We start from the raw sequence: 21,325 nt of genomic DNA, 5'->3' as shown, positions 1-21,325 counted from the left end.
CATGTACACATTCATCATCGTCGACGACGAGGCGCTCATCCGCCGGGGCATGCTGAAAAAAATACGCGCGACGGAAATCGGAAGCGAGCTGGCGTTCGCGGGCGAAGCCGACAACGGCGAAGACGGCCTCGCGCTCATCCGGAGCGCCGACCCGGACATCGTCATCACCGACATGCGAATGCCGGAGATGGACGGCAAGTCGTTCCTGAAGCTGCTGCAGGCGGACTTCCCGGACAAGAAGATCATCGTCGTCAGCGGCTATTCGGACTTCGAGTACATGCGGGAAGCGATCTCCGCCAAAGCCGTCGGCTATCTGCTCAAGCCGTTCAGCCGGGACGAGATCCAGGAGACGCTGCGCAAAGCCGTCGGCCTCCTGGAGACGGAGCGGTCCGCGCGGGCGCAGATGGCCCGCAGCGAGAGCGAGAAGGAAGCGCTCAGCTACGCCGCCGACCTCCAGACGCTGTGCCATCTGATCCTGGGCATCCAACGCGCGGATCAAGCGCCCGTCATGCGGTCCAGCCGGCTGCGTTCGCTGCCGGACGCCGCCCGGTACGCGCTGCTGACGCTGACGGCGCCGGATCGGCTGCCCGCGGAGCCGGCCGGGACGGATCCGGCAGACGCGCTCTACGTCCCGCATGCGCATCACGACCGCATGGGCTTCCTCCTCCTCCTCCTCCCGCTGCCGGACCGGATGCGGGGAGACGAGGAAGCGGCCTATGCGGAGCGGACGGCGCATCTCGTGCTGGGCCATCTGCCGGCCGGGTCCGCGATCGGCATCAGCGGCGCCAAGACCGATTGGCGCCGCCTGGAGGAAGCCTACCGGGAGACGGTCGCGGCGCTGGACGCCAGACCCGCGGCCGGGGACGCCCCCGCGGTCGCCCGCTATGCCGGCGGACGGCCGGCCGCCGATGCCGTCGCCTGGGAGCCGATGGACGAGCTCGTCTTTTTCCTCGAATCCGGCAACGTCCCGCGCGTCGCCGAATGGATCGGCAAGCTGTTCGACGACTTGCGGGAGATGTCCGGGCTGACGCTGGCCGAGGTCAAGGAGACGTGCCGCATCCTCGTCCACGAGGCGCGGGAGCTGCTTCAGCGCACCTTGGCGGTCGCCGGCGGACCGCCGGCTTCCTCCAGCTTCGAGGTCGTGCTCCGGACCTCGTTCGATTCGGAGTCGCTGCGCGTTTACCTGCTCCAGTTGCTGCCCGACATCGCCGCGATGCTGCGGGAGCGGAGCGCGTACGCCTCCGACCAGCTTGTCGACAATATCCGGACGTACGTGGAGCGCCACTACGACCGAACGCTCACGCTGGAGAAGATCGCGTCGCTCTTCTTCCTGAATCCCAGCTACGTCAGCTATCTGTTCAAGGAGAAGACAGGCGTCAACTTCATTGACTACGTGAACAAGGTCCGCATGGACCGGGCCAAGATCCTACTCCGGACGACCGACGACAAGGTGTACAAGATCGCCAAAGCGCTCGGCTACGACAATCCCAAATATTTTTTCCGCGTGTTCAAGAAGGTAGCCGGCTATACGCCGGAGGAATATCGGCTGCTTGCCGCGGACGACGACAAACGGGCCTAAGGATAGGCCCGTTTGTCGTGTCTTGCGTTAGGAAGGAATTCGGAGATCGACGGCGAGATCAGCCTTTGACGGAGCCGACCGTGAGTCCGCCGATGAAGTACTTCTGCAGGAAGGCGAAGACGGCGAGGAGCGGCAGCGCGCACAGGAAGCAGGCGGCGAACAGCACGTTCCAGGCGGTCGGGTTCGTCTGGTCCCCGAGGAAGCCGAGCATCGCGAGCGGCAGCGGGGATTGCGCCGTCTTCGAGATGAAGATCATGTTGAAGAAGTAGTCGTTCCAGATCCAGACGCCCTGCGTGATGATGACGGAGACCGTCACCGGCAGCAGCAGCGGGAAGACGATCTGCCAGAACCGGCGGAGCAGGCCGGCGCCGTCCATGAGCGCGGACTCCTCGACCTCGAGCGGGATGCTGCTCTTGATGAAGCCCGTGTACAGGAACGAGGAGAAAGGAATGCTGCACGTGATGAACATCAGGATCGGCGTGAACTGGGAGCTCGGGATATGCAGCCCCTGGATCGTCTGCACGATCGGGATGATAATCATCTGGCTCGGCACGACGAGTCCGGAGAGGAAGAAGAGATACAGAAACTTGCTGATGCGATTGTTCATGCGGGCGATCGGATACGCCGCCATCGCGGTGAACAGGACGACCACGACGACCGAGACGACCGTCAGGATGACGCTGTTCAGGAGCGCCTGCAGGAAGTGCATCTTGGTGAAGGCGGCCCGGTAGCTCTCCAGCGTGAATTCGTTGAACAGGACGAGCGGATTGGTCATGTTCTTGACCGATCGGAGCGAGCTGGACAGCGCGATGATGAGCGGCAGCAGGTTCACCAGAACCACGAGGGAGACCCCGATGTGAACAAGCGTCTTCTTGGCTGCGGAATTCACGCCGACACCTCCCGTTTGTTCAGTCTGGTCACGAAGAGCGTCGTGATGAGGATGATGACGGCGAAGGAGATGACGGCCAGCGCGGACGCGAGTCCGAACTGCTGTTCCTTGAACGCCATTCGGAAGATGTCGACGAGCAGCGTGCTCGTCGCCCGTCCCGGACCGCCGTTCGTCATGATGAACGGATAGTCGAACGCTTTCAAGCCGTTGATGACGCTCAGCGTCACGTTAATCGTAATAGAGGTGGCCAGCAGCGGAATGCGGATGAACCGCGTGATCTTCCAGCTGCTCGCGCCGTCGATCTTGCCCGCTTCGATCAGATCCTGCGGCACCGTCTGCAGGCCCGCGAGATAGATGACGGTGCTCGTCCCGATATGCTTCCACACCTCGACGGCGGAGATCGCGTACAAGGCGGAGCCGTAGCTGCCGAGCAGGTTCAGATCCGAGCCGTTCATGCCCAGCCAGTTCATCACGCTCGCGATCAGGCCGCTCTCCGGCATGTACACGTAGCTCCAGATGAAGCCGACGACGATAGCGCTGAACAGCGTGGGGATGTAGGCGGCTGTACGATAAAGGCCAGTGGCTCGTATTTTCATATTCAGGACAAAAGCCAATCCGAGCGCGATCGCATTGCTGAACACGACGAAAATGACCGTATAGATCAACGTATTGGACAAGGACGTGCCGACGATGCCGTCCTTGAACACTTGCTTGAAGTTGTCGAAGCCGATGTAATTAAATTGCTGCACATAGCCGTTGTAGTCCGAGATGCTGTACTGGAACAGCTTAAGGATCGGGTAGATCCAGAAGACGAGATACATGAGCAAGGCAGGGACGACGAACCAATACATCGTCTTCTTCAATACCGCTGAGTTCATGAGGTGGGTTTCCTTTCCCGATCGAATTGGAAGGGGGCCTCTTCGGGCCCCCGGGGACAAGCGATCGTCGTTTCGATTATTTCTTCCAGAGCTGGTCGAACTTCTCTTGCATCGCCTTGGTGACGTCTTCGGGCGTCGTACGCTGACCGCCGATGATCTCTCCGAACTTGACCTGGAGAATGTCGGCTACGCCGTTCGGCCACATCTGGTTCGCGAAGTAGATGGAATTGCCGGAGCTCTGATAAAGCTCGTAGGAAGGCTTGTACAGCTCATTGGTGAGCGGCACGCCGTTGAACGCGCTGATCGAAGGATTCAGCTTCACCCACTCCTGGAACAGATCCGATTGGTCGTCGAACCAGTAGTTCAGCACGTCCTTGACGGCGTCCAGGTTCTTGGTCTTGGCGTTGACGCCCCAGCCCGCCGCGGTCGAGACCGCTTGCCAGACCGGCTTGCCCGGCGCGTTGCCCGGCAGCGGGAAGAATCCGCGTTCGAAGTCGGCCGCGCCTTTGGCCGTCAGCGTCGGATAGTCCCACGTGCCGTCGAAGGTCATCGCCGCCTTGCCGTCTACGAACATCTGGGTGGCCTGCGGTCCGCCGAGACCGAGCGTGTTTTTCGCGATGTAGCCTTTGTCGTACAGCTCTTTGTACATCTCGATCGCCTTGATCCACTTCGGATCCGTGAACTTCTGCTCGCCCGCCTGCAGCTTGACGTCGAACTCCTTGTCTTCCGCGTAGACGGTATTCGCGGCCAACTGGTAAGCGCCGAATTGAATCCACCATGGATCCTTGTCGCCCATGACGATCGGAGTGACGCCCGCGTCCTTCAGCTTCTGGCAAGCCGCCAGGAACGCGTCCCAGTCCTGCGGAATGTCGGAGATGCCCGCTTTGGCGAACAAGTCCTTGTTGTAGTAAGTGCCGAGCATGTCGATGCCCTTGGCGATGCCGTAGATCTTGCCGTCATAGGACATATCTTCCTTGGCGCCGGCGCTGATGTTGTTCATGAAGCCGAGATCCGACAGATCCGCCAGGTAGCCGGCTTTGGACAGGTCGATGACGCTCGCGCCGCCGCCCAGTCTCGGCCAGATGCGATAGAAGTCGGGGCCTTCGCCGGCGGCCAGCTTCGTCTTGATCGACGTGTTGTACTGGTCGTCGGGCAGCTTCTGAACTTCGAGCGTAATGTTCGGGAACTTGTCGTGCACCATCTTCGGCAGCACGTCGAGCTCGAAGTCTTGCCCGTCCGCCGCCTTGTTCCCGGAGACGAGCATCGTCAGCGTGACTTTCTTGTCCTTGGCGCCTTCGCCGCCGGACGCGCCGCCCGCGGTATCGTTCGATCCGGAGCCGCCGCATCCGCTTAAGACCGCCGCGAACGCGGTGAGCGCCGCCGCGCTTGCTACAACCGTTTTCATTTTTTTCAACGAATCCATCCCCCTGCTCTGATGTCTTTGTTCTGCATAGTTGCGATTAGGCCTGTGTCTGTCTGCTTTGCACGTGTTTATCTTAACCTCGCGCGGAGTGCATTAAGTTTAGCATTTACGGTACACTATTTTTAGATCGAAGTCCCGACGCCCTTCCGGTTCGCGCCGGCGAATGTCGCTTTCGCGCGGGATTCGCGCCGCCCCCTTCCCGGCTTGACCGCGCGGCGGACATAATGAAAACGACCGCTTCCCTCTCGGGGGAAGCGGTCGTAAGAAAATGCGAAACGCAAAGCATCAGAACGGATTCACCACATGGTAGAACACGTTCGGCGAAGCCATGCGATAGTAGTAGCTGCACCAGCCTGTGCCCCGCTGGTTGAACCGGTTGGCGGAGCTGTAGACCTGCCGCTCCTGCTCCAGCTCTTCGATCCGGTCGATGCGCGCCTCGACATAGTCGAGCAGCCGCAGCGACGCCGACTCCAGCCGGTTCGCGACGCCGCCGTAGCGGATGTCGAGCACTTCCCAGCCGAACGGCTTGAACATGCGCATCCACTGCGCGCGATGCGCGGCGCGCAGCTCGCGCACCGCCTCCGCGATCGCGGGCAGCGTCACGGTCGCCGCGTGCTGCAGCGCGTCGCAGTCCTTGGCGTCGTACGCGCGCTTCAGCGCGATGCCGAGCTCGCTCTTGCGCTTCAGCACGGCGCACAGCCGCTGCGGCACCTCGAAGATCTCGTCCAGCGCCGCGCCCGGCGTCCGGCTCTGCCGGATGCGCTCCTCCAGCCGGGCGTAGTGCGCGGCCAGCCCCAAGCCTTCGATCTGCTTGTCGAACAACCCCAGCAGCGCGTCCTGATACAGCAGGAACTTCGAAGGATTGCTCTGCCTGCGATTGTCCGGCTCGGAGCCGGGCACCTCGTCCAAGTCCTTCAGCAGCAGGAACGCTTCGGCGTCGATCCCGGTGCAGAACTTCGCCCGCGCGGCCACCTGCGCCCGCGACGGCTTGTCCGCCGAATACGCATGCTCCGCGTAGAGCTGCAGGCCGAGCAGCGCCGCGAACGGATTGCCCTCGTTGCCGTCGTCGCCCCACATCGTCGCGTACGCCTCGCGTATGCCTTCCTTCTTGCACACCTGGAGCGCGGCGTCCGACGCGTTCAGCGACAAGCCGTAGTTGACGCCGAACGTGTTGAAGATCCACACCGCGCCGGCGAAGACGAGCCGGCTGCCGAGCGGACGGTGGTTCGCGATCTGCTTCTCGTAATCCGCGGCGTCCATATGCGTGTAGTCCCAATAGACCATGGCGACGTCCCGGGGCACGCGGCGCGCCATCTCTTCCGGTATCGCCGTTTCCGCGTCGTAGTATTCGCTGCCGCTGTCGGACGCCAGCTTCAAGAACATGTCGCTCCACATCATCGGCTCGAGCCCTTGGTCGCGCACGGCTGCCAGCACCTTGTCCAGATGCGCCGTCATGATGTCGAACCGCTCGGCGTAGCCGTAGCGGTCCAAGTACTTGCCGCGCCCGAGCTCCTCCGCCTCGTCCATGCCGATGTGGATGCGGCGGCTGCGGAACGGAGCGCTGGCCGCGGCAACCATGCGCGCGATCAGCGCGTCCGTCCGCGCGTCGCCGACCAGCAGCGCCCCCTTCGTGTCCCGGTAGTGCGAGACCGGCTCCCACTTCAGGAACTCCTCCAGGTGCGCGAGCGTCTGGATGCTGGGGAACGCCTCGATGCCGAACCGGTCGGCATAGTCGTCGATCGCCTTGAGCTCCGCCTGCGTATAGCGTCCGCGCATGTAGCCGAAGTAGGGCTCGCCTTCGATGGCGTAGGTATCCTCCATATACAGCATGACCGAATTCAAGCCCATCAAGGCCATCTTGTTCAGCAAGCGCTCGAACGCGTCCTGCGTCAGCACCCCGTTGCGGCTCAGATCGAACATCGGTCCGATCCGGTCGAACTGCTGCCGCTCCCGGATGACGAACGGCTCGTCCGCGCCCTCGCGCAGACGCTGTACGAGCAGGCCGAGGCCGCGGAAAAACTGATGCTTCCGTCCGTAACGGATATACGCTTCCCCTTCCGCCATGCCGACCTCGAGCGTCTCTGACGACGCCGAAGCCGCCACGCGGACGACGGTTCCGTCCCTGTCCGCGGGCGCGATGCCGAGCTCGGGCGCCAACGCTTCGATGCCTGGCCGCAGATCCGCCAGGTCTCCCTCCAATCGCAGCTTCAACTCGTTATCCTCCCGTCGTTATGCCGTGCCGAACGGTTTATCCTTTCACCGCGCCGGCGACCATGCCCTGCATGATGGACTTCTGGAAGATCAGATACACGACGATGGTCGGGATGACCGCGATCGCCAAGGCGGCCATCGTGAGCTGGTAGTCCGTCATGTACCCGGTGGCGAACATGGACAAGCTGAGCGGCAGCGTCTTGAGCGCCGGCTTGCTGATGAACACGAGCGCGAACGAGAAGTCGTTCCAGAAGCGCAGCACCGCCAGAATCCCGACCGTCGACAGCGCCGGGGCGGACAGCGGCAGCATCATCTTGGCGAAGATGCCCCAGTAGCCCATGCCGTCGATGAACGCCGCCTCCTCGATCTCCTTCGGGAACGTATTCATATACGCCTGGAGAATGAAGATCGCGATCGGCAGCTCGAAGGCCGCGTAAGGGAAGATGAGCGCGCCGTACGTATTCAGCAGATGAATCTTGTTCATGACGATGAAAAGCGGCACGAGCGTGCTATGAATCGGGATCAGCATCCCGAGCAGGAACACCCCCATGACGAGCCACTTCAGCCGGAACTGGAAGCGCGACAGCACGTACGCGGCCAGGGCGCCGACGACCAAGGTGAGCACGAGGGATACGGCCGTCACGATGACGGAGTTGAACATGCCCGTTCCCATGTCGGATATCTTCCACGCGCGGGAGAAGCTGTCCCAGTGCCACGTCGTCGGAAACCGGAACGGCCGGGAATAAAATTCTTCGTTGGACTTCACGGAGCTGATGAACAGCCAGAACAGCGGGTACAGCGTAACGAGCGCGTAAACGGTCATGAGACCGTTCGTCAATCCGTTCCGCCAATGGCGCAATTGCATGGACGGTCCCCCCTTACCTGTTGTCTCTCTTCATCAGATATTGGCTGCCGGCGATCAGGACGAGGCTGATCAGGATGATCGTCGTGGAGACGGCGCTGCCATAGCCAAATCTATAGATGGAGAACGTGTTGTTATACATGTAGGAGGCGAGCAGCTCCGTCGAGTGCGCGGGTCCCCCGCCGGTCATAATGTAGATCAGGTCGAACGCTTTGAGGCTTCCGGAAATGCAGAGCACGACCGCGACTTTGATCGTGTCCCATATGAGCGGCAGCGTGATGGAGAACAGCTTGCGGGAGCCTTGGGCCCCGTCGATCTTGGCGGCGTCGTCCATCTCGCTGGGAATATTCTGCAGGGCGGCGAGAAACAGGATGAGATAAGGGCCGATATAGTTCCAGATGATCGGAACCATCAGCGAATACATCGAGACGCTCGGATCGGACAGCCATTGCCGCTTCCACGAAGCGAGCCCGAGGCGGTCGAGCAGGAAGTTCAAGATCCCGATCTCCGGGTGGTAGATGTAGCCCCAGATAATGCCGACGACCACGGACGACAGCACCATCGGCATGAACACGGACGTGCGGATGAACTTATGAATCCAGGCGTTGCGCAGCAGCAGGAGCGCGAGCACCAGCGCGATCGGCACCTGGCCGAAGACGGACGCCGCGACGATCAGCATGTTGTTCTTGAAGGACCGCCAGAACACGGGGTCATGGATGACTTCGGCATAGTTGCCGAACCCGATGAACTTGGCCGACCCGATGCCCTTCCAGTCGAAGAAGCCGTAATACGCGGACCAGAAGATCGGAACGATGACGAAAAACAGAAACAAGAGCAGCGCGGGGAGCAGCGCGATCGCGATAAATCCTCTAGCTCGGCCGGTAGACGTCATGACGCCCCCTCCCTTTCCTTCGGGCAACGGGATCAAACGGTTTCGGCTCTCCGCGGGAGGAGATCCGAAACCGCGTTTCCCATGCGATGATGTTTACTTCTTATCCGATTGGGTCGACTTGTCTTGGGCGTCCTGGATCTTCTTCGCGATCGTCTCCGGCTTGCCGCCCATCAGCAGATCCTGCAGGCCGTTGTTCACTTCGTCCGCGACGGCGGAGGACAGCACCCCGTCGTACACGGGCGTCCTGTTCACGCTATTGACGAGCGCGTACACTTCGGCGAAGATCGGCGTGACCTTGCTCTTGTCGAGATCGACCTTGTAGCTGACCAGCTGGTTGCTCTCCAGCACGCGCTTCTGCGCGTCCGGCCCGGCCATCGCGTACAGCAGATCGTAGGCCGCCTGCTTCTTCGCGCCGGACACTTTCTTGCCCATGCCGAGACCCGTGCCGACGACGCCGGACAGCGTGTTCGGATCGCCCTTCCCGCCCGGGATCGAAGGCAGGACGGCGGCGCCCATCTGGGACATCGCGTCCTGGGACGCCGTGGCCGCCAGGTTGGTCAGCGCCCAACCGCCGTCGATCATCATCGCCGCTTTGCCTTGGGCGAAGTATTGCTCCATCTGCGTATTGTCGAGCGCGTTGAACCCGTCCTGGAACGCGCCGGCCTTCTGCAGATCCTGCAAGTACGTCAGCGCCTTCACGAATTCGGGATCCGTGAACTTCGCGCCGTCGTTCGACGCGGCCTTCAGGAACCATTCCGTCCCGGTGACGCGGTCGGCCAGCGAGCTGAAGATGCTCGATTGCGCGAGCCAAGCCGCTTTGTTGCCCAGCGCGATCGGCGTGATCTTCTTGCTCTTGAGCACTTCGACGGCCTTCAGCAGGTCGTCCCACGTCTTCGGCACTTGCAGGCCGTTCGCATCGAGGATCGATTTGTTGTAGTAGAGAATCGACGTCGGCGACAGCGCGATCGGCGCGCTATAGATGTCCGATCCGATCGTGAAGCCGTCGAACGAGCCGGGCAGGAAGTTGTTCTTCCACTCCGTCTTGCTGTCCAGCAGCTCGTTGATCGGCTGAATCAAGTCGCCGGCCTGGAACTCCTTCGTCATCACGCCTGGCCACATGACGAACAGATCGGGCATCTCGTTGGCCGCCGCCACCGTCTTCAGCCGCGTCCGGTAGCCGTCGGGCGGAATCGCCTGGATGTCGAGCTCGACGTTCGGATGGTCCTTCTGGTACTGCTCGACGATGGCGCGCATCGTCTTGGCGCGTTGATCGTCGCCCGTATAGTTGTGCCAGAGCGACAGCGTGACCTTTTCCTTGCCGTCGCCCTGCCCGTTATTCGCGTTTGCGTTTCCGGATTCCTTGCCGCCGCTGCCGCAACCGGCCAGCGCCAGCGACGCCGACAACGTGAGAGCGGCGAGCGCCCCTGTCTTTTTCTTCATCCGATGTTACCCCTCCTGATTGAAGTTCGATGTCGCCTTGCGGTGGAACAACTTCAGTATAGAGTCGCCCCGCCGCGATGGGCAGGGGACATCCATTAGGAGGAGGGGGGAGAACCATCGGGTTTTTGGCGGTACTCCGAAGGGGTCTGTCCCGTGAGCTTCTTGAACAGTTGGCTGAAGTACTTCACGTCCTCGTAGCCGACGCTGCCCGCGATCTCGCTGATCTTCGCCGGGGACTGTTCGAGCATTGCCTTCGCGCGGGCGATGCGCTCCCGCGTCACGAAGTCGATGTAGGTCCAGCCCGTCTCGCGCTTGAACACTTCGCTGAAGTGGCTCGGGTTCAGATGGACGTGCTTGGCCACCTGCTGCAAGGTCAGGCTCTTATCGAGGTTGGTCTGGATATAGGCGACCGCCCGCTTGATATACGACACCCGCTCGCCCGAGAGGAACTCCCGATAGAGCTCCATGACGGACTGAAGCCGGCCGAACAGCGCCTCCTGCGGCCGGCCGTCGCGGTCGGGCGGCTCGTGCCGCAGCTGCTCGTCGGCCGACGCGTCTTCGCCGAGCGCCTGCATCATCCGCTCGACCCAGCGCTGCCCCGAGAGGACGACCGAGTGGATATACGCCTGCAGAGAGTCCGGGGTCACCTCCGGGTCCGCGAGCTGGGCGCCGATCGCTTCGTCCACCCAGCGCCGGAGCTCGATCACGCTGCCGGTCTTCAGCATCGCGATCAACCGGGCCTCTCCCTCTTGGGTACAGAACGCTCTCCCGCCTTTGCGGCCGGCCACCCGGTCGTAAGGGATGAGCGCCTCTTCGCCGGCGATCCAGCGGAACGCGAAGGCGAACGCGGCCTCCGCGTGCGACTGCCGAAGCCCTTGCAGCGACGCCACGCAGGAGCCCGCCGCCGCGAACAGCCGGCACTTCAGCTTCCGGCTGATGCGCGTCAGCTCGGCCTCGACCTGCTCCGTCCGGCAGCCGTCGTTCGGCCGGCTCAGCACGATCAGCACATGGTCTTTGCGCAGCAGCGTCTCGCAGGGGATCAGCTCCTGCGTCATGTTCGCCACGGCGAATTGGGCCAGCGATCGGTCGGCGGGCGCGCTCCCCCATCCCGAGGCGGCGGCGATCATCACCTGGTAGGCGCCGGCGTCCGGGCGCAAGCCCGGCAGCAGCTCGGAGACCGACTCGGCGGCCGCGGACGGGCGCTCTTCCGTCAAGAGCCGCTCCAGCAGGCTGTCGCGGAAGGCGGAGCGGCCCATGCTCTCCTGCCTGCGGGACGCCCAGCGTTCGAGCAGGCGCTGCTTGGCCTTCATGGCGGCCATGATGATCTCCTCGGGACGGCTCGTCTTGAGCAGGTAGTCGTTGACGCCGTCGCGCAACGCCTGCTGCGCGTAGGAGAAGGAGTCGTATCCGGTGAGGATGATGATCTCGGTGTCCGGCAGCAGCCGCTTCATCTCGGCGGACAGCGCGAGCCCGTCCATGCCGGTCATGCGGATGTCCGTCAAGACGATATTCGGCTGCTCCTCCGGGAACCGCGCCAGCGCCTCCTCCGCCGAGGCGGCCGGCGGCAGCAGGCGGAAGCCGAGCTCTTCCCATTTGATGACGGTGCTCAGTCCGTTGCGGATGATGACTTCGTCGTCTACGATCATGACCTTCATGTCGGCGATCCCTCCGTGACCGGCAGCGTGAACGAGACGCGCGTCCCTGCGCCTGCCGTACTCTCAATCAGTAGACCCGCATCTGCGCCGTAATGCAGCAGGAGCCGCTGGTGAACGTTCCGCAGCCCATAGTGGTCCCTGGCGGTCAGATCCGGCGCCTCCGGCTCGTTCAGCCGCGCGACGATCCGCTGCAGCTTGTCCGGTTCGATGCCGATGCCCGTATCCTCGACGGCGAACGTCATCAGCGCGCCCTGCAAGCTCGCATGCACGCTGATCGTGCCTTTGCCTGCCTTTTTCTGAACGCCATGCGCGAGCGCATTCTCGATCAACGGCTGCAGCAGCAGCTTCAGCATCGTCTTGCCGTTCAGCTCCGGATCGACGGCGAACAGAATCTCGAATTGATCCGGGTACCGGATGGCTTGAATGTTCGCATAGTGGCGTACGTGGGCGATCTCCTGCTCCACCGTGCAGAACTGCGCGCCCTGGTTCAAGCTGAACCGGAGAAAGTCGCTCAAGTTCCCGACCATCTCGGCGATGTCGTGCTCCTGCTTCATGAGCGCCATCCAATGAATCGAAGACAGCGTATTGTACAGAAAATGGGGATTGATCTGCGCCTGCAGCGCCAGCATGTCGGCTTCCGTCCGCGCGGCTTCGGTCAGCTTCACCTGCTCGGTCAGCCGCTCGATGCGTCCGCCCAGCTTGTTATAACTGCGCACCAGCTGCCCGACCTCGTCCATCGATTCCACCGGATAGATCTGCATCGGCTTCTCGGGATCCGTGTTCTTCAAGAAGTCCGTCAACATGCGGAGCGGACGCGTCATCCGCTGGACGAAGAAGATGACGAGCGCGGCGATCGCCAGCAGGGCGACGCCCACCGCCCCCGCCGTCAGCGCGAGCACATACCGGTTCTGCGCCTTGTACTCGGCGGCCGGGATCGCTTCGATGAGCGTCCAGTCGGCCATCGGGAGCGAGCGGAACAGCACGGTGAGACGGCGCGGCCCTTGATTGTAGTCCACGGCCCCCTCTGCCTCCTCGATCGGCGGCAAGCCCGGCAGCACCTCGTCCAGCGTCGCGGGCAGCCGCTCCATCGAGCCGGAGAGGACGTGCCCTTCGGCATCCGCCAACAGTAGATAGCCGCCGCCCTCGATGCCGGACCGCTGCAGCATGCGCGCCACGACGCTCTCGTCCAGGCTGATGACGAGCTTGCCGAGCGGACGGAACGAATTCAGGTTGCGGATCGGACGCACGAGCGAGATGACCCGCTTCTGCCCGGCCGCCGTGCTCGACCGGTAGAGCGGCGTCCACCAGGACGGATGCGCTTCGAAGTATTCCGGCTGCGTCCGCGTGATGTCCGGCAGATCCGTCGCGAAGATCGTCGTGCTCGACACCGGCACCGCGCCGCTGTCCGGATAGATGGTCATGTCGGAGATATAGTTTTTGGAATAGGTCAGGTTGGAGATGAATTCGATCATCCGCGTCTGCTGCATGGCCGCCTCCTCCTCCGGACTCCGCAGGTAGAGCTGAACGTCCTTGTTGCCGATCAGGAAAAGCGACATGTTCTCGATATCCCGCATCGTGAACTCCAGGTTGGTGCCGAGCTGCCGCAGCACGCTCATCCCGGATTGCTTCGCCTTCTCCTCCGTCAGATTGGACGCCATGACGTAAGAGAAGAAGCCGAGCGACAGCAGGGGGAACAAGATCGAGACGAGCAGCAGAATCGAGATCTTGCGCTTGAGCGATCTCCGGAACCATTCGATCATGGCGCACCTCCGCAATAATAAACTCCCCCTGCCGCCGCCAGACTACGGGTGGTCCCATAGCCCCCGCGATGCAGAGGGAGTCGTCCGTTCGGATCTACCTATACGTCGTAGTTGACGACGTACTTGTGCATCTCCGTATGATAATAGCCTTGGCTGAGTTCCACCAGCGCGCCTTCGGCGTCGTAGGAATACCGCGTGCGCTTCAGCAGGCAAGCCCCTTCGTCCACCCGCAGCGCCGCCCGCACGGGCGCCGGCGCGGCTTCGACGGAGAATTCGTCCCGATACTTCGCCAGCGTCACGTCCTGCTCTTCCAGCAGGCCGTACAGCGATTGGGCGCTCAGGTCCGTCAGATCCATCCCCGCCACCCCGATCGTCAGGTAGTGCGTGTAGTGGATGTAAGGCGCCTCGTTCAGATGGTACACCCGCTCGATGCGCAGGCAGCGTTCTCCGAACAGCCGATAAGCTTCCGTCTCCGCTTCGTTGTCCACGACCTCCACGCGGAGCAGCTGCTTGCGGATGCGGTGCCCCTCTTCCACGAGCACTTCCGTGAATCGCTTCAGCTTGGACAGCTTGGAGGACGACGTATTGCGGATGACCTTCGTCCCTTTGCCGCTGCCCGTCTCCAGGTAGCCTTCCCGGGTCAGCTCCTTGATCGCGTTGCGGACCGTGATCTTGCTGACCTGGAATTCCTGTTCGAGCTGCGGCTCCGAGGGGATGTTCGTCCCTACCGGGTAGACGCCGTGGAGGATGCGGTCCTTCAGGATGTTCATGATCTGCAGATACAGCGGTTTTTGGTTGCGGGACAGCTTCATGGGCGCCTCCTACCTTTCGACGTCGCCGGTCGCATCCGTCATCGCGCGGAGGATGTCCCGCTCGGACGACATCGGCGTATCCCCTGCGATCGTATGCGCGAGCATCGCGGCGGCCGCCGCGAAGCCCGCCGTGCGTTCGGGCGCGAAGCCTTGCAGCTCCCCGTGGACGATGCCGCTCGTATAGGCGTCGCCGGCGCCGATCCGGTCGTAGACGGCGAACGTGAGCTTGTCGGAGAAGGCGAAGGCTTCGTCCTTGTACAGATAGCCCTGCAGCGAATGCGTATTGTCGCCGTTAATGGCGCGGTGCGTGCCCGCGACGACGGCGATGCCGTACCGGCGCGCGACGGCGGGGATCAGCTCGGCCAGCTGCGCCAGTCGATCGGTCTCGGTCGTCGGCATGCCCAGCGTCAGCATCGCGTCCTGCTCGTTCATCATGACGATGTCCGCCAGACCCAGCATCTCCTCGTATTGCGGCTTGGCCAACGCATAGCCGCCTTCGCCCCAGTGGGCGGGACGATAGTTGCAATCGAAGACGACGGTGCCGCCTTGGGCTTTGACCGCCCGGGCCAGCGCCTTCATATGCCGCCGCACCGCGTCGTTCATGGCGAGCGAGATGCCGCAGAAGTGGACGATGTCGATCCCCTTCGCGAGCTCCTCGTAGTCGTAGGCGTCCGCCGGCGCCGTATTGAAGCTGCTCTCCAGCCGATTGGTATAGGTGACCCTACCCGGACGGGCGCCGAACCCGTTCTCGAGGAAATACAGGCCCATGTACTTCCCGCCCCGGCGGAGGAAGTTGGGCAGGATGCCCAGCTTCCGTAGATAGGATGCCGCGGCGTCCCCCAGCGCATTCTCCGGCAGGCGGGTGATCAGATAGCCTTCGTGCCCGAGGCGGGCGAGCGCGGCGCTGACGTTGACGCCCGTGCCGGAGAAGGAATAGTTCAAGCTGCTCGCTTGGGTCAGCAGTTCGTAGCCCGGCACCTGAAGGCGCATCATCACTTCGCCGAAGGCTGCGATTCGCTTAGGCATGACGGTCGACCAGCTTCTTCATCGTCTCCAGCAATTCGCGCACGTCCTCGACGTTCGTCTTGCCCGTCGCTTTGTCGATGATGGAAGAGTAGACATGCGGGATCACTTGGGGCACGTTCGCTTCGAGCGCGATGCGGAGGATCGCTTCGAAGTTATCCTTGTCGATGCCGCCGGTCGGCTCCAGGGCGAACCCGGCTTCGCCGCAAGCCTTCGCGACCGCACGAAGCTCGTCCTCGCAGGCGAGACCGTTCATCGGGAAGTACTTCAAGGCATTGCCGCCCATGTCGCGGACGAGCGCGATGGCCGCTTCGACGGGTACGATCGCGCGCTCCGCCTGCGCCGCGCTGACCGGACCGGTCGAGATGTTCACGTAGCCGGCTTGGCCGGTCGGGGATACCAGGCTGTTGATCCAACTGTCTTGGCCGCCCAGATTCGCGCGCGTCGCGCCGACGGCCGGGAACACCTGGTTGATGTGGCTGCCGGGATAGCGCTTCGCGATCTCCGCGACGACCGCGGCTTGGCGGTTGTCCCCGGCGCCAAGGCCGATGGAGACGGCTTCGTCGATCGCTTCGCCGTAGCGACGCATAGCAAGGGCGGCAGCCTCGGCGGTCGGATAATCCTTCGAGAGGACGCCGACCAGCACGTGGCCTTCCGCCGCCTCGAATACTTCTTTGGCGTTCTCGACGCTGTTCGCCAGCACGTTCAGCGCGGCGCGCCCTTTGTACCATCGATTGGCGATGTTGGACATGTTAGTTGCCTCCTGTCAATGCGCGGATCCGCTCCGCGATCACCGTGATGTCGTCGCCCTGCAGCGGGCGGGGATCGATGTCGAAGTAGCCTTGCCGGACGCCGTAGTCTCGCGTATAGACGGCGATCTCGCCGTCCTGCAGCCCCTTCGCGACGTCCTTGGCCGTCGTGCCCGACAGCGCCGGATCGATCTGCACGCGCCCGCGGAAGATCGCGCGGCCGGCTTCGTCCTGCACGATCGATACCTTGACGCCGGGAATGTCGTTCAGCGGCAGCAGCGAGGATTGGATCGCCGCCTTCTCTTCTTCGCTGCGATCGGTCTTGACGCTGTATTCGTCCAGCGCCTGAAGGAGGCCGAACGTCGTCTCCTTGCCCACCTTCATGCTGCGGCCGATGCCGTGCAACTGAACCTTGACCCATTCTACATACCGGCGCTTGCCGCCGACGATGCCGGAGGTCGGGCCTTCGATCGCCTTGGAGCCGCTGTAGATCGCGAGATCCGAGCACTTCACGTACTTCTGCAGATCCTCCTCCGCAGCCGCGTCCACGATGAGGGGCACGCCGTGACGCTGGGCGACTTCCCACGCTTCCTCGACGGAGATCATGTTCTTCTGAACGGCATGGTGGCTCTTCACGTACAGGATCGCGGCCGTGCGTTCGCCGATCGCGTCCGCGATATGCTCGGCCTTGCCTTCGTTGGCATAGCCGACCTCGACGAGCTTGCCTCCGCCCAGGTAGACCATCGTCTCGACAGGCGCGCCGTATTGGACGTTGTGTCCCTTTAGGATGACAATCTCGTTCTTCGCGATGTGCTCTTGATGCAGCCGCTCGCTGAGCCGGCGGCTGCCCTGCGTCACGATGCCCGCGACGGAGAGCGCGATGCCGCTCGAAGCGGAGTTGACGACGACCGCCGCCTCGGATCCGAGGATGCCCGCGATATAGTCGCCCGCCTTGTCCACCAGGTCGGCGATCTCCGCGTACCGCTGCCCGCCTTGCTTCATCGCTTCCATGACCGTGTCGCTCGGCGTCGACACGCCGAGGATGCTCATGCGTCCGCTCGCGTTGATGACCCGTTTTAATCCGTATTTAGCATTCCATGAATCGCCCATTCGCGATAACCCCTTTGGCTGCAAGATGAAGATGACCGATACGTTCGTCCCCTTCGGAATCGACCAGCGCGACCGGCTCGCGGCGAACCTCGAACAGCGTGAGATTGGCGCGGTCTCCGACTTGAATGCGTCCCAGCTCGGGCATGTTCAGCCATGCGGCCGCCCGGCTCGTCACGCCGGCGACGACTTCTTTCAACGGATAGCCGAGGTACAGAAACTTGGACATGACACGGGCCAGGCTGTAGACGGGACCGTTCAATCGGTTCCCGCGATACAGATCCGAGCTGATCGTATCGAAATGCACGCCGTTCGCCTTGGCCGCTTCGGCCACGCGGAACGAGAAGCTGGCCGTGCCGTGCCCGACGTCCAGGCGGACGCCTCTGGCGCGCGCTGCCATCAATTCCGGCAGCGGCCGTCCGGCATCGTCGAACAGCTTGTTCGACTTGCCGTTCAAGTAGTGCGTGACTACGTCTCCCTCCGCGAGCAGCGGAAGGATCTCCTCGGTGCGCGGCGGCTTCGATCCGACGTGCACCATCAACGGCAGGGAGGCAACCTGCGCGAATTGCCGCGCGATCCGCAGCGGCTCCAGCCCGCTCTCGCGGACGACGCTGCTGCTGATCCGGGCCTTCAAGCCGACGATAAAGTCCGGCAGCGCACGGATGGCGCTCATCGCCTGCGCCCGGTCGATCCAGACCAGATCGGACAGCTCGTCGATCCTCGCCAGGCCGATCCGGGAGACGTTGAGCAGCGCGAATAGCCGCGTGCGGGCCTGCGCGCGGCTCGCTGCGAGCTCCGCGATCCGGTCCGCGCCGCAGCTGCCGGCGTCGACGATCGTCGTCACGCCTTGCTTGACGCCGATCTCGTCGATCTCGTCGCCATAGGGATCGAACGCGGGGAACGCGTGGACGTGGAGATCGATCCAGCCGCTCGACACGTAACAGCCGGCGAGATCGATAACCCGGTCGCCGCCCAGGCTCCCCGCGCCGGCGATCTCGGCGATGACGCCGTCATCAATGGCGAGGTCGATCGCTTCCTCGTTCACGCGCTTCACGTTCTGCAGCACGATTCGTTCAGCCAACCTATTCACCTTCTTCTTTAGCTCTGGCGCACCCATCGAAGGGTGCACGCATGCGCACCGATGGGGGTTGCACAATCATACCATGATAAGAAGACGAAAAGATTATAACGTTATGAACTTAACATAGCACGCCGCGTCCATCGGGTCAATAAAACATTATAATGTCAACGCAATCGAAACCGATATCATCGTTGCTTTCAGATTTGATAAAGTTTTTTTAAAATTGACTGATCGTAATTGTCAGTAGTTGTCCCTTATACTATGGAAGAAGTCTAAACCCACTACCGTATACGGAGGAATCGATCATGTTCACAACCATCGACGGCTTTGTCTCGGAATGGAATCAGGAATGTCGCATGACGCTGGAAGTCATGAACGCTTTGACGGACGCTTCGTTGAGCCAATCGATCCGGGAGGATCGGAGGACGCTCGGACAATTGGCTTGGCACTTGGTCAAGTCCCCCCAATTCATGGCCCAATGCGGCCTGGCGTTCGAAGGCCCGTCGGAGGACGAAGCGATCCAGCGAAGCGCGGCAGCCATCGCGGACGAATATCGCCGGATCGGGGAGCGGCTGGTCCACGCCGTGCAGACGCAGTGGCAGGACGAAGATTTGGCCAAGAGCCAAGTCTTGTTCGGCCAGGAATGGCAGAATGGCGCTACCCTGCGCTTCACCCTCATGCACCAGGCCCATCATCGCGGCCAGATGACCGTCCTGATGAGCCAAGCCGGCTTGCGCGTGCCCGGCCTGTATGGGCCGACCTACGAGACGTGGGTCGAGCGGGGCATGACGCCGTTGGTGTGATTACGGGCGGTGGATCTGCTCGCGCAAAAACAACCTGAGCGGGAATCGCTCAGGCTGTTTTTTTGCGTTAGGCGACGCAAGGCCACCATGCAAGAGGGAGTCTCACCCGCAGTCCGCCAAAGAGGGCGTCCAACACCCCCTCTTTCATGCCTAGTCCTTCACCCTCTGCGGCTCTCGATCAACACCCACACCCGGACTTCGCTGCTGGGTGATGACCGACTGGATCGTTTACGTTCTCATCTTCGTCTCCTCCTACCCTTTGACCGCGGAATTGGTTAAGCCTTGAATGATATAGCGCTGTCCGATCGCGAAGACCGCGATCATCGGCAGGATGCCGGCCGACGCGGCGGCCATCATGCCGTTGTAGTCGACCGTATTCTCGAGAATGAAGTTCTGCAGACCGAGCGGGACGGTATAGAGGCGTTCGTCGATCAGGAACACGAGCGCGTTCTCGTAGTCGTTCCATTGCCAGGAGAAGTCGATGATCGCCAGCGTCGCGAGCGCCGGTTTGGCCAGCGGCAGGACGAGCCGGAAGAAGATCCGGAAGTGCCCCGCGCCGTCGATGAACGCCGACTCGGAAATCTCGTGCGGGATCGTCAGGAAGAACTGGCGCAGCATGAACACCCCGAAGATCGTGAACAGCCCCGGCAGGATGAGCGCGAGGTGCGTGTTGTAGATGCCCGCCCACTCGAAAAGAATAAACTTCGGCACGAACAGCACCTGCGGCGGCACCATCATCATCGACAAATAGATGAGGAACAGCGCGTTGCGGCCCTTGAATGCAATGCGTGCGAAGCCGTACGCGGCGAACGCCGACAGGAAGGTGGCGCCGACCATGCCGATGATCGAGATCTTGAGCGAATTCAGGTAGTAAGTTCCGAAGCTCTTCGGCCCCGTCCACACCTTTAGATGGTGCGCCCAGGTCGGGTGCGCGGGGAACCAGCGGATCGGGTACTCGAATACTTCGGCCGGCGTCTTCAGGGACGTGCTGATCATCCAGAGGAACGGAATGACCATGACGATCGCGAGTGCGAGCATGACGATCGTCGCGGCTAGCCGCTTCGGGACGTCGCGGGATAGGCGGCGATGGATCTCCATGAAGGGACCCCTTTCTTTATTTTAGTAGTGAACCCACTTTTTCTGACCCAGCCATTGCAGAAGGGTAATGACCAGGATGATGGCGAACAGCGCCCAGGAGATCGTCGCCGCGTACCCCATGTCGTAATACCGGAACGCGTTCTGGTAGACATAGAGCGAGAGGATCGTCGTGCTGTTGCCGGGTCCTCCCTGCGTAATCGCCTGAATGATGCCGAACGTCTTGATCGTCATGATCAAGCCGGTGACGAGCAACAGGAAGGTGGTCGGGCTGACCAGCGGCCAGATGATCTTGCGAAGCGTCTGCCATCCTTTCGCCCCGTCGATCTTGGCGGCCTCCAGCAGCTCCGGGGACACCTCTTGCAGCGCGGCGAGATAGATGATCATGTTGTACCCGAGCAGGAACCAGACCCAGATGATGTCGATAGCGTACATCGAGCTGGTCGTCGTGGACAGCCAGCCCGGCGGATGCGCGATGCCGACGCTCCTCAGAAAACCGTTGATCGGTCCTTGCTTCGGATGGAACAGCAGCATCCAGACGAAAGCGACGGCGACGCCGCTTGTGATATACGGCATGAAGTACAGGCCGCGCAGCAGCCGCTTCAGGTAGAGACGCCGATTCAGGATGACGGCGACGACGAAGCCTAGCGCGATCGAGACCGGAACCGCCAGGAGGAAGATGACCGTATTCTTCAGCGAAAGGTAGAAGAGCGGATCTCGGAGCAGACGGGCGATGTTATCGAATCCCACGAACCCCGCCTTCGGATTCATGAATTTGTAGTTCGTAAACATCAGGGCGAACGAGTAGATCGCCGGGATCAGGAAGAACAGCAGCACGCCGATCATGCTCGGGCCGACGAACACGTAACCCAGCAGCCGCTGCCTTCTCATCCAATGGTTGTTCATGCGCTTCATGCCTCGCTTCTTCGGGGGATACGTCCAGTCTATCAACCGGGCGGGCAAGTCATAAGGAACAAATCCATCGTCTTTATCCCACAAAACCATGCAAAAAAGAGGCCGCCCCGGCGGGGCGGCCTCTTCGCGGATCGCATCAAATCGTTCTATC

Annotated in this window: 18 protein-coding genes; 2 read left to right on the top strand and 16 right to left on the bottom strand. The window is 62.1% G+C overall.

What is annotated here, in order from left to right:
* Position 1 precedes the first annotated feature (1 nt).
* A complete protein-coding gene (locus H7C19_RS20680) occupies positions 2–1,579 on the top strand; it encodes a response regulator (protein ID WP_185670939.1) in 1,578 nt (525 codons plus the stop codon).
* A 58-nt stretch (positions 1,580–1,637) separates the two neighbouring features.
* Here the strand turns inward: H7C19_RS20680 and H7C19_RS20675 are convergent, their stop codons facing one another.
* The 14 genes from H7C19_RS20675 to H7C19_RS20610 form a co-directional block, all read right to left on the bottom strand.
* Positions 1,638–2,468 carry a carbohydrate ABC transporter permease gene (locus tag H7C19_RS20675; protein WP_185670938.1) on the bottom strand — a complete coding sequence of 277 codons (831 nt, stop codon included), beginning with the start codon at positions 2,466–2,468 and terminating at the stop codon, positions 1,638–1,640.
* Entirely contained in the window at positions 2,465–3,346 is an 882-nt protein-coding gene (locus tag H7C19_RS20670; RefSeq protein ID WP_185670937.1) for a carbohydrate ABC transporter permease, read from the bottom strand. Before H7C19_RS20670 ends, H7C19_RS20675 begins: the two co-directional genes overlap by 4 nt.
* A 76-nt stretch (positions 3,347–3,422) precedes the next feature.
* Positions 3,423–4,751: an ABC transporter substrate-binding protein gene (locus H7C19_RS20665; RefSeq protein WP_185670972.1), complete on the bottom strand. Its 1,329-nt coding sequence runs from the start codon at positions 4,749–4,751 to the stop codon at positions 3,423–3,425.
* Between the two features lie 303 nt (positions 4,752–5,054).
* Complete coding sequence (locus H7C19_RS20660; protein WP_185670936.1) at positions 5,055–6,980, bottom strand: beta-N-acetylhexosaminidase; 1,926 nt, start codon at positions 6,978–6,980, stop codon at positions 5,055–5,057.
* A gap of 37 nt (positions 6,981–7,017) precedes the next feature.
* Complete coding sequence (locus H7C19_RS20655; protein WP_185670935.1) at positions 7,018–7,845, bottom strand: carbohydrate ABC transporter permease; 828 nt, start codon at positions 7,843–7,845, stop codon at positions 7,018–7,020.
* A 13-nt stretch (positions 7,846–7,858) separates the two neighbouring features.
* A complete protein-coding gene (locus H7C19_RS20650) occupies positions 7,859–8,734 on the bottom strand; it encodes a carbohydrate ABC transporter permease (protein ID WP_185670934.1) in 876 nt (291 codons plus the stop codon).
* A 93-nt stretch (positions 8,735–8,827) separates the two neighbouring features.
* Positions 8,828–10,174 (bottom strand): extracellular solute-binding protein, encoded by a 1,347-nt coding sequence (locus H7C19_RS20645; RefSeq protein ID WP_185670933.1) that lies wholly within the window; start codon positions 10,172–10,174, stop codon positions 8,828–8,830.
* A 95-nt stretch (positions 10,175–10,269) separates the two neighbouring features.
* Positions 10,270–11,829 carry a response regulator transcription factor gene (locus H7C19_RS20640; protein WP_185670932.1) on the bottom strand — a complete coding sequence of 520 codons (1,560 nt, stop codon included), beginning with the start codon at positions 11,827–11,829 and terminating at the stop codon, positions 10,270–10,272.
* Positions 11,826–13,589, bottom strand: coding sequence for a cache domain-containing sensor histidine kinase (locus H7C19_RS20635; protein ID WP_185670931.1), 1,764 nt, complete (start codon positions 13,587–13,589; stop codon positions 11,826–11,828). Before H7C19_RS20635 ends, H7C19_RS20640 begins: the two co-directional genes overlap by 4 nt.
* A 98-nt stretch (positions 13,590–13,687) precedes the next feature.
* On the bottom strand, positions 13,688–14,401 hold the full coding sequence (locus H7C19_RS20630) for a GntR family transcriptional regulator (RefSeq protein ID WP_185670930.1): 714 nt from the start codon (positions 14,399–14,401) through the stop codon (positions 13,688–13,690).
* 9 nt (positions 14,402–14,410) lie between these two features.
* Entirely contained in the window at positions 14,411–15,427 is a 1,017-nt protein-coding gene (locus H7C19_RS20625; RefSeq protein WP_185670929.1) for a sugar kinase, read from the bottom strand.
* The gene (dagF, locus tag H7C19_RS20620) at positions 15,420–16,175 is read right to left on the bottom strand and encodes a 2-dehydro-3-deoxy-phosphogluconate aldolase (RefSeq protein ID WP_185670928.1); all 756 of its coding nucleotides are present in this window, start codon (positions 16,173–16,175) and stop codon (positions 15,420–15,422) included. The genes H7C19_RS20625 and dagF overlap by 8 nt, the downstream gene beginning before the upstream one ends.
* 1 nt (position 16,176) lies before the next feature.
* Entirely contained in the window at positions 16,177–17,283 is a 1,107-nt protein-coding gene (locus H7C19_RS20615; protein WP_185670927.1) for a DgaE family pyridoxal phosphate-dependent ammonia lyase, read from the bottom strand.
* Complete coding sequence (locus tag H7C19_RS20610) at positions 17,261–18,361, bottom strand: amidohydrolase/deacetylase family metallohydrolase (protein WP_185670926.1); 1,101 nt, start codon at positions 18,359–18,361, stop codon at positions 17,261–17,263. The genes H7C19_RS20615 and H7C19_RS20610 overlap by 23 nt, the downstream gene beginning before the upstream one ends.
* Positions 18,362–18,666: 305 nt before the next feature.
* Between H7C19_RS20610 and H7C19_RS20605 the strand changes: the two genes are divergently transcribed.
* Positions 18,667–19,164 carry a DinB family protein gene (locus tag H7C19_RS20605; protein ID WP_185670925.1) on the top strand — a complete coding sequence of 166 codons (498 nt, stop codon included), beginning with the start codon at positions 18,667–18,669 and terminating at the stop codon, positions 19,162–19,164.
* A gap of 252 nt (positions 19,165–19,416) precedes the next feature.
* Here H7C19_RS20605 and H7C19_RS20600 read toward each other — a convergent pair whose 3' ends face one another.
* Together H7C19_RS20600 and H7C19_RS20595 are read right to left on the bottom strand one after the other, a co-directional pair.
* Positions 19,417–20,202 carry a carbohydrate ABC transporter permease gene (locus H7C19_RS20600; RefSeq protein WP_376775390.1) on the bottom strand — a complete coding sequence of 262 codons (786 nt, stop codon included), beginning with the start codon at positions 20,200–20,202 and terminating at the stop codon, positions 19,417–19,419.
* A gap of 81 nt (positions 20,203–20,283) precedes the next feature.
* Positions 20,284–21,210, bottom strand: a complete 927-nt coding sequence (locus H7C19_RS20595; RefSeq protein WP_313731876.1) for a carbohydrate ABC transporter permease — start codon at positions 21,208–21,210, stop codon at positions 20,284–20,286.
* Positions 21,211–21,325: the final 115 nt, after the last annotated feature.

This window comes from Cohnella nanjingensis (assembly GCF_014212125.1).
GTDB classification, from domain to species: domain Bacteria; phylum Bacillota; class Bacilli; order Paenibacillales; family Paenibacillaceae; genus Cohnella; species Cohnella nanjingensis.
The sequence above is the reverse complement of the archived record's forward strand: the minus strand, read 5'-3'. Positions and strand labels throughout refer to the sequence as shown.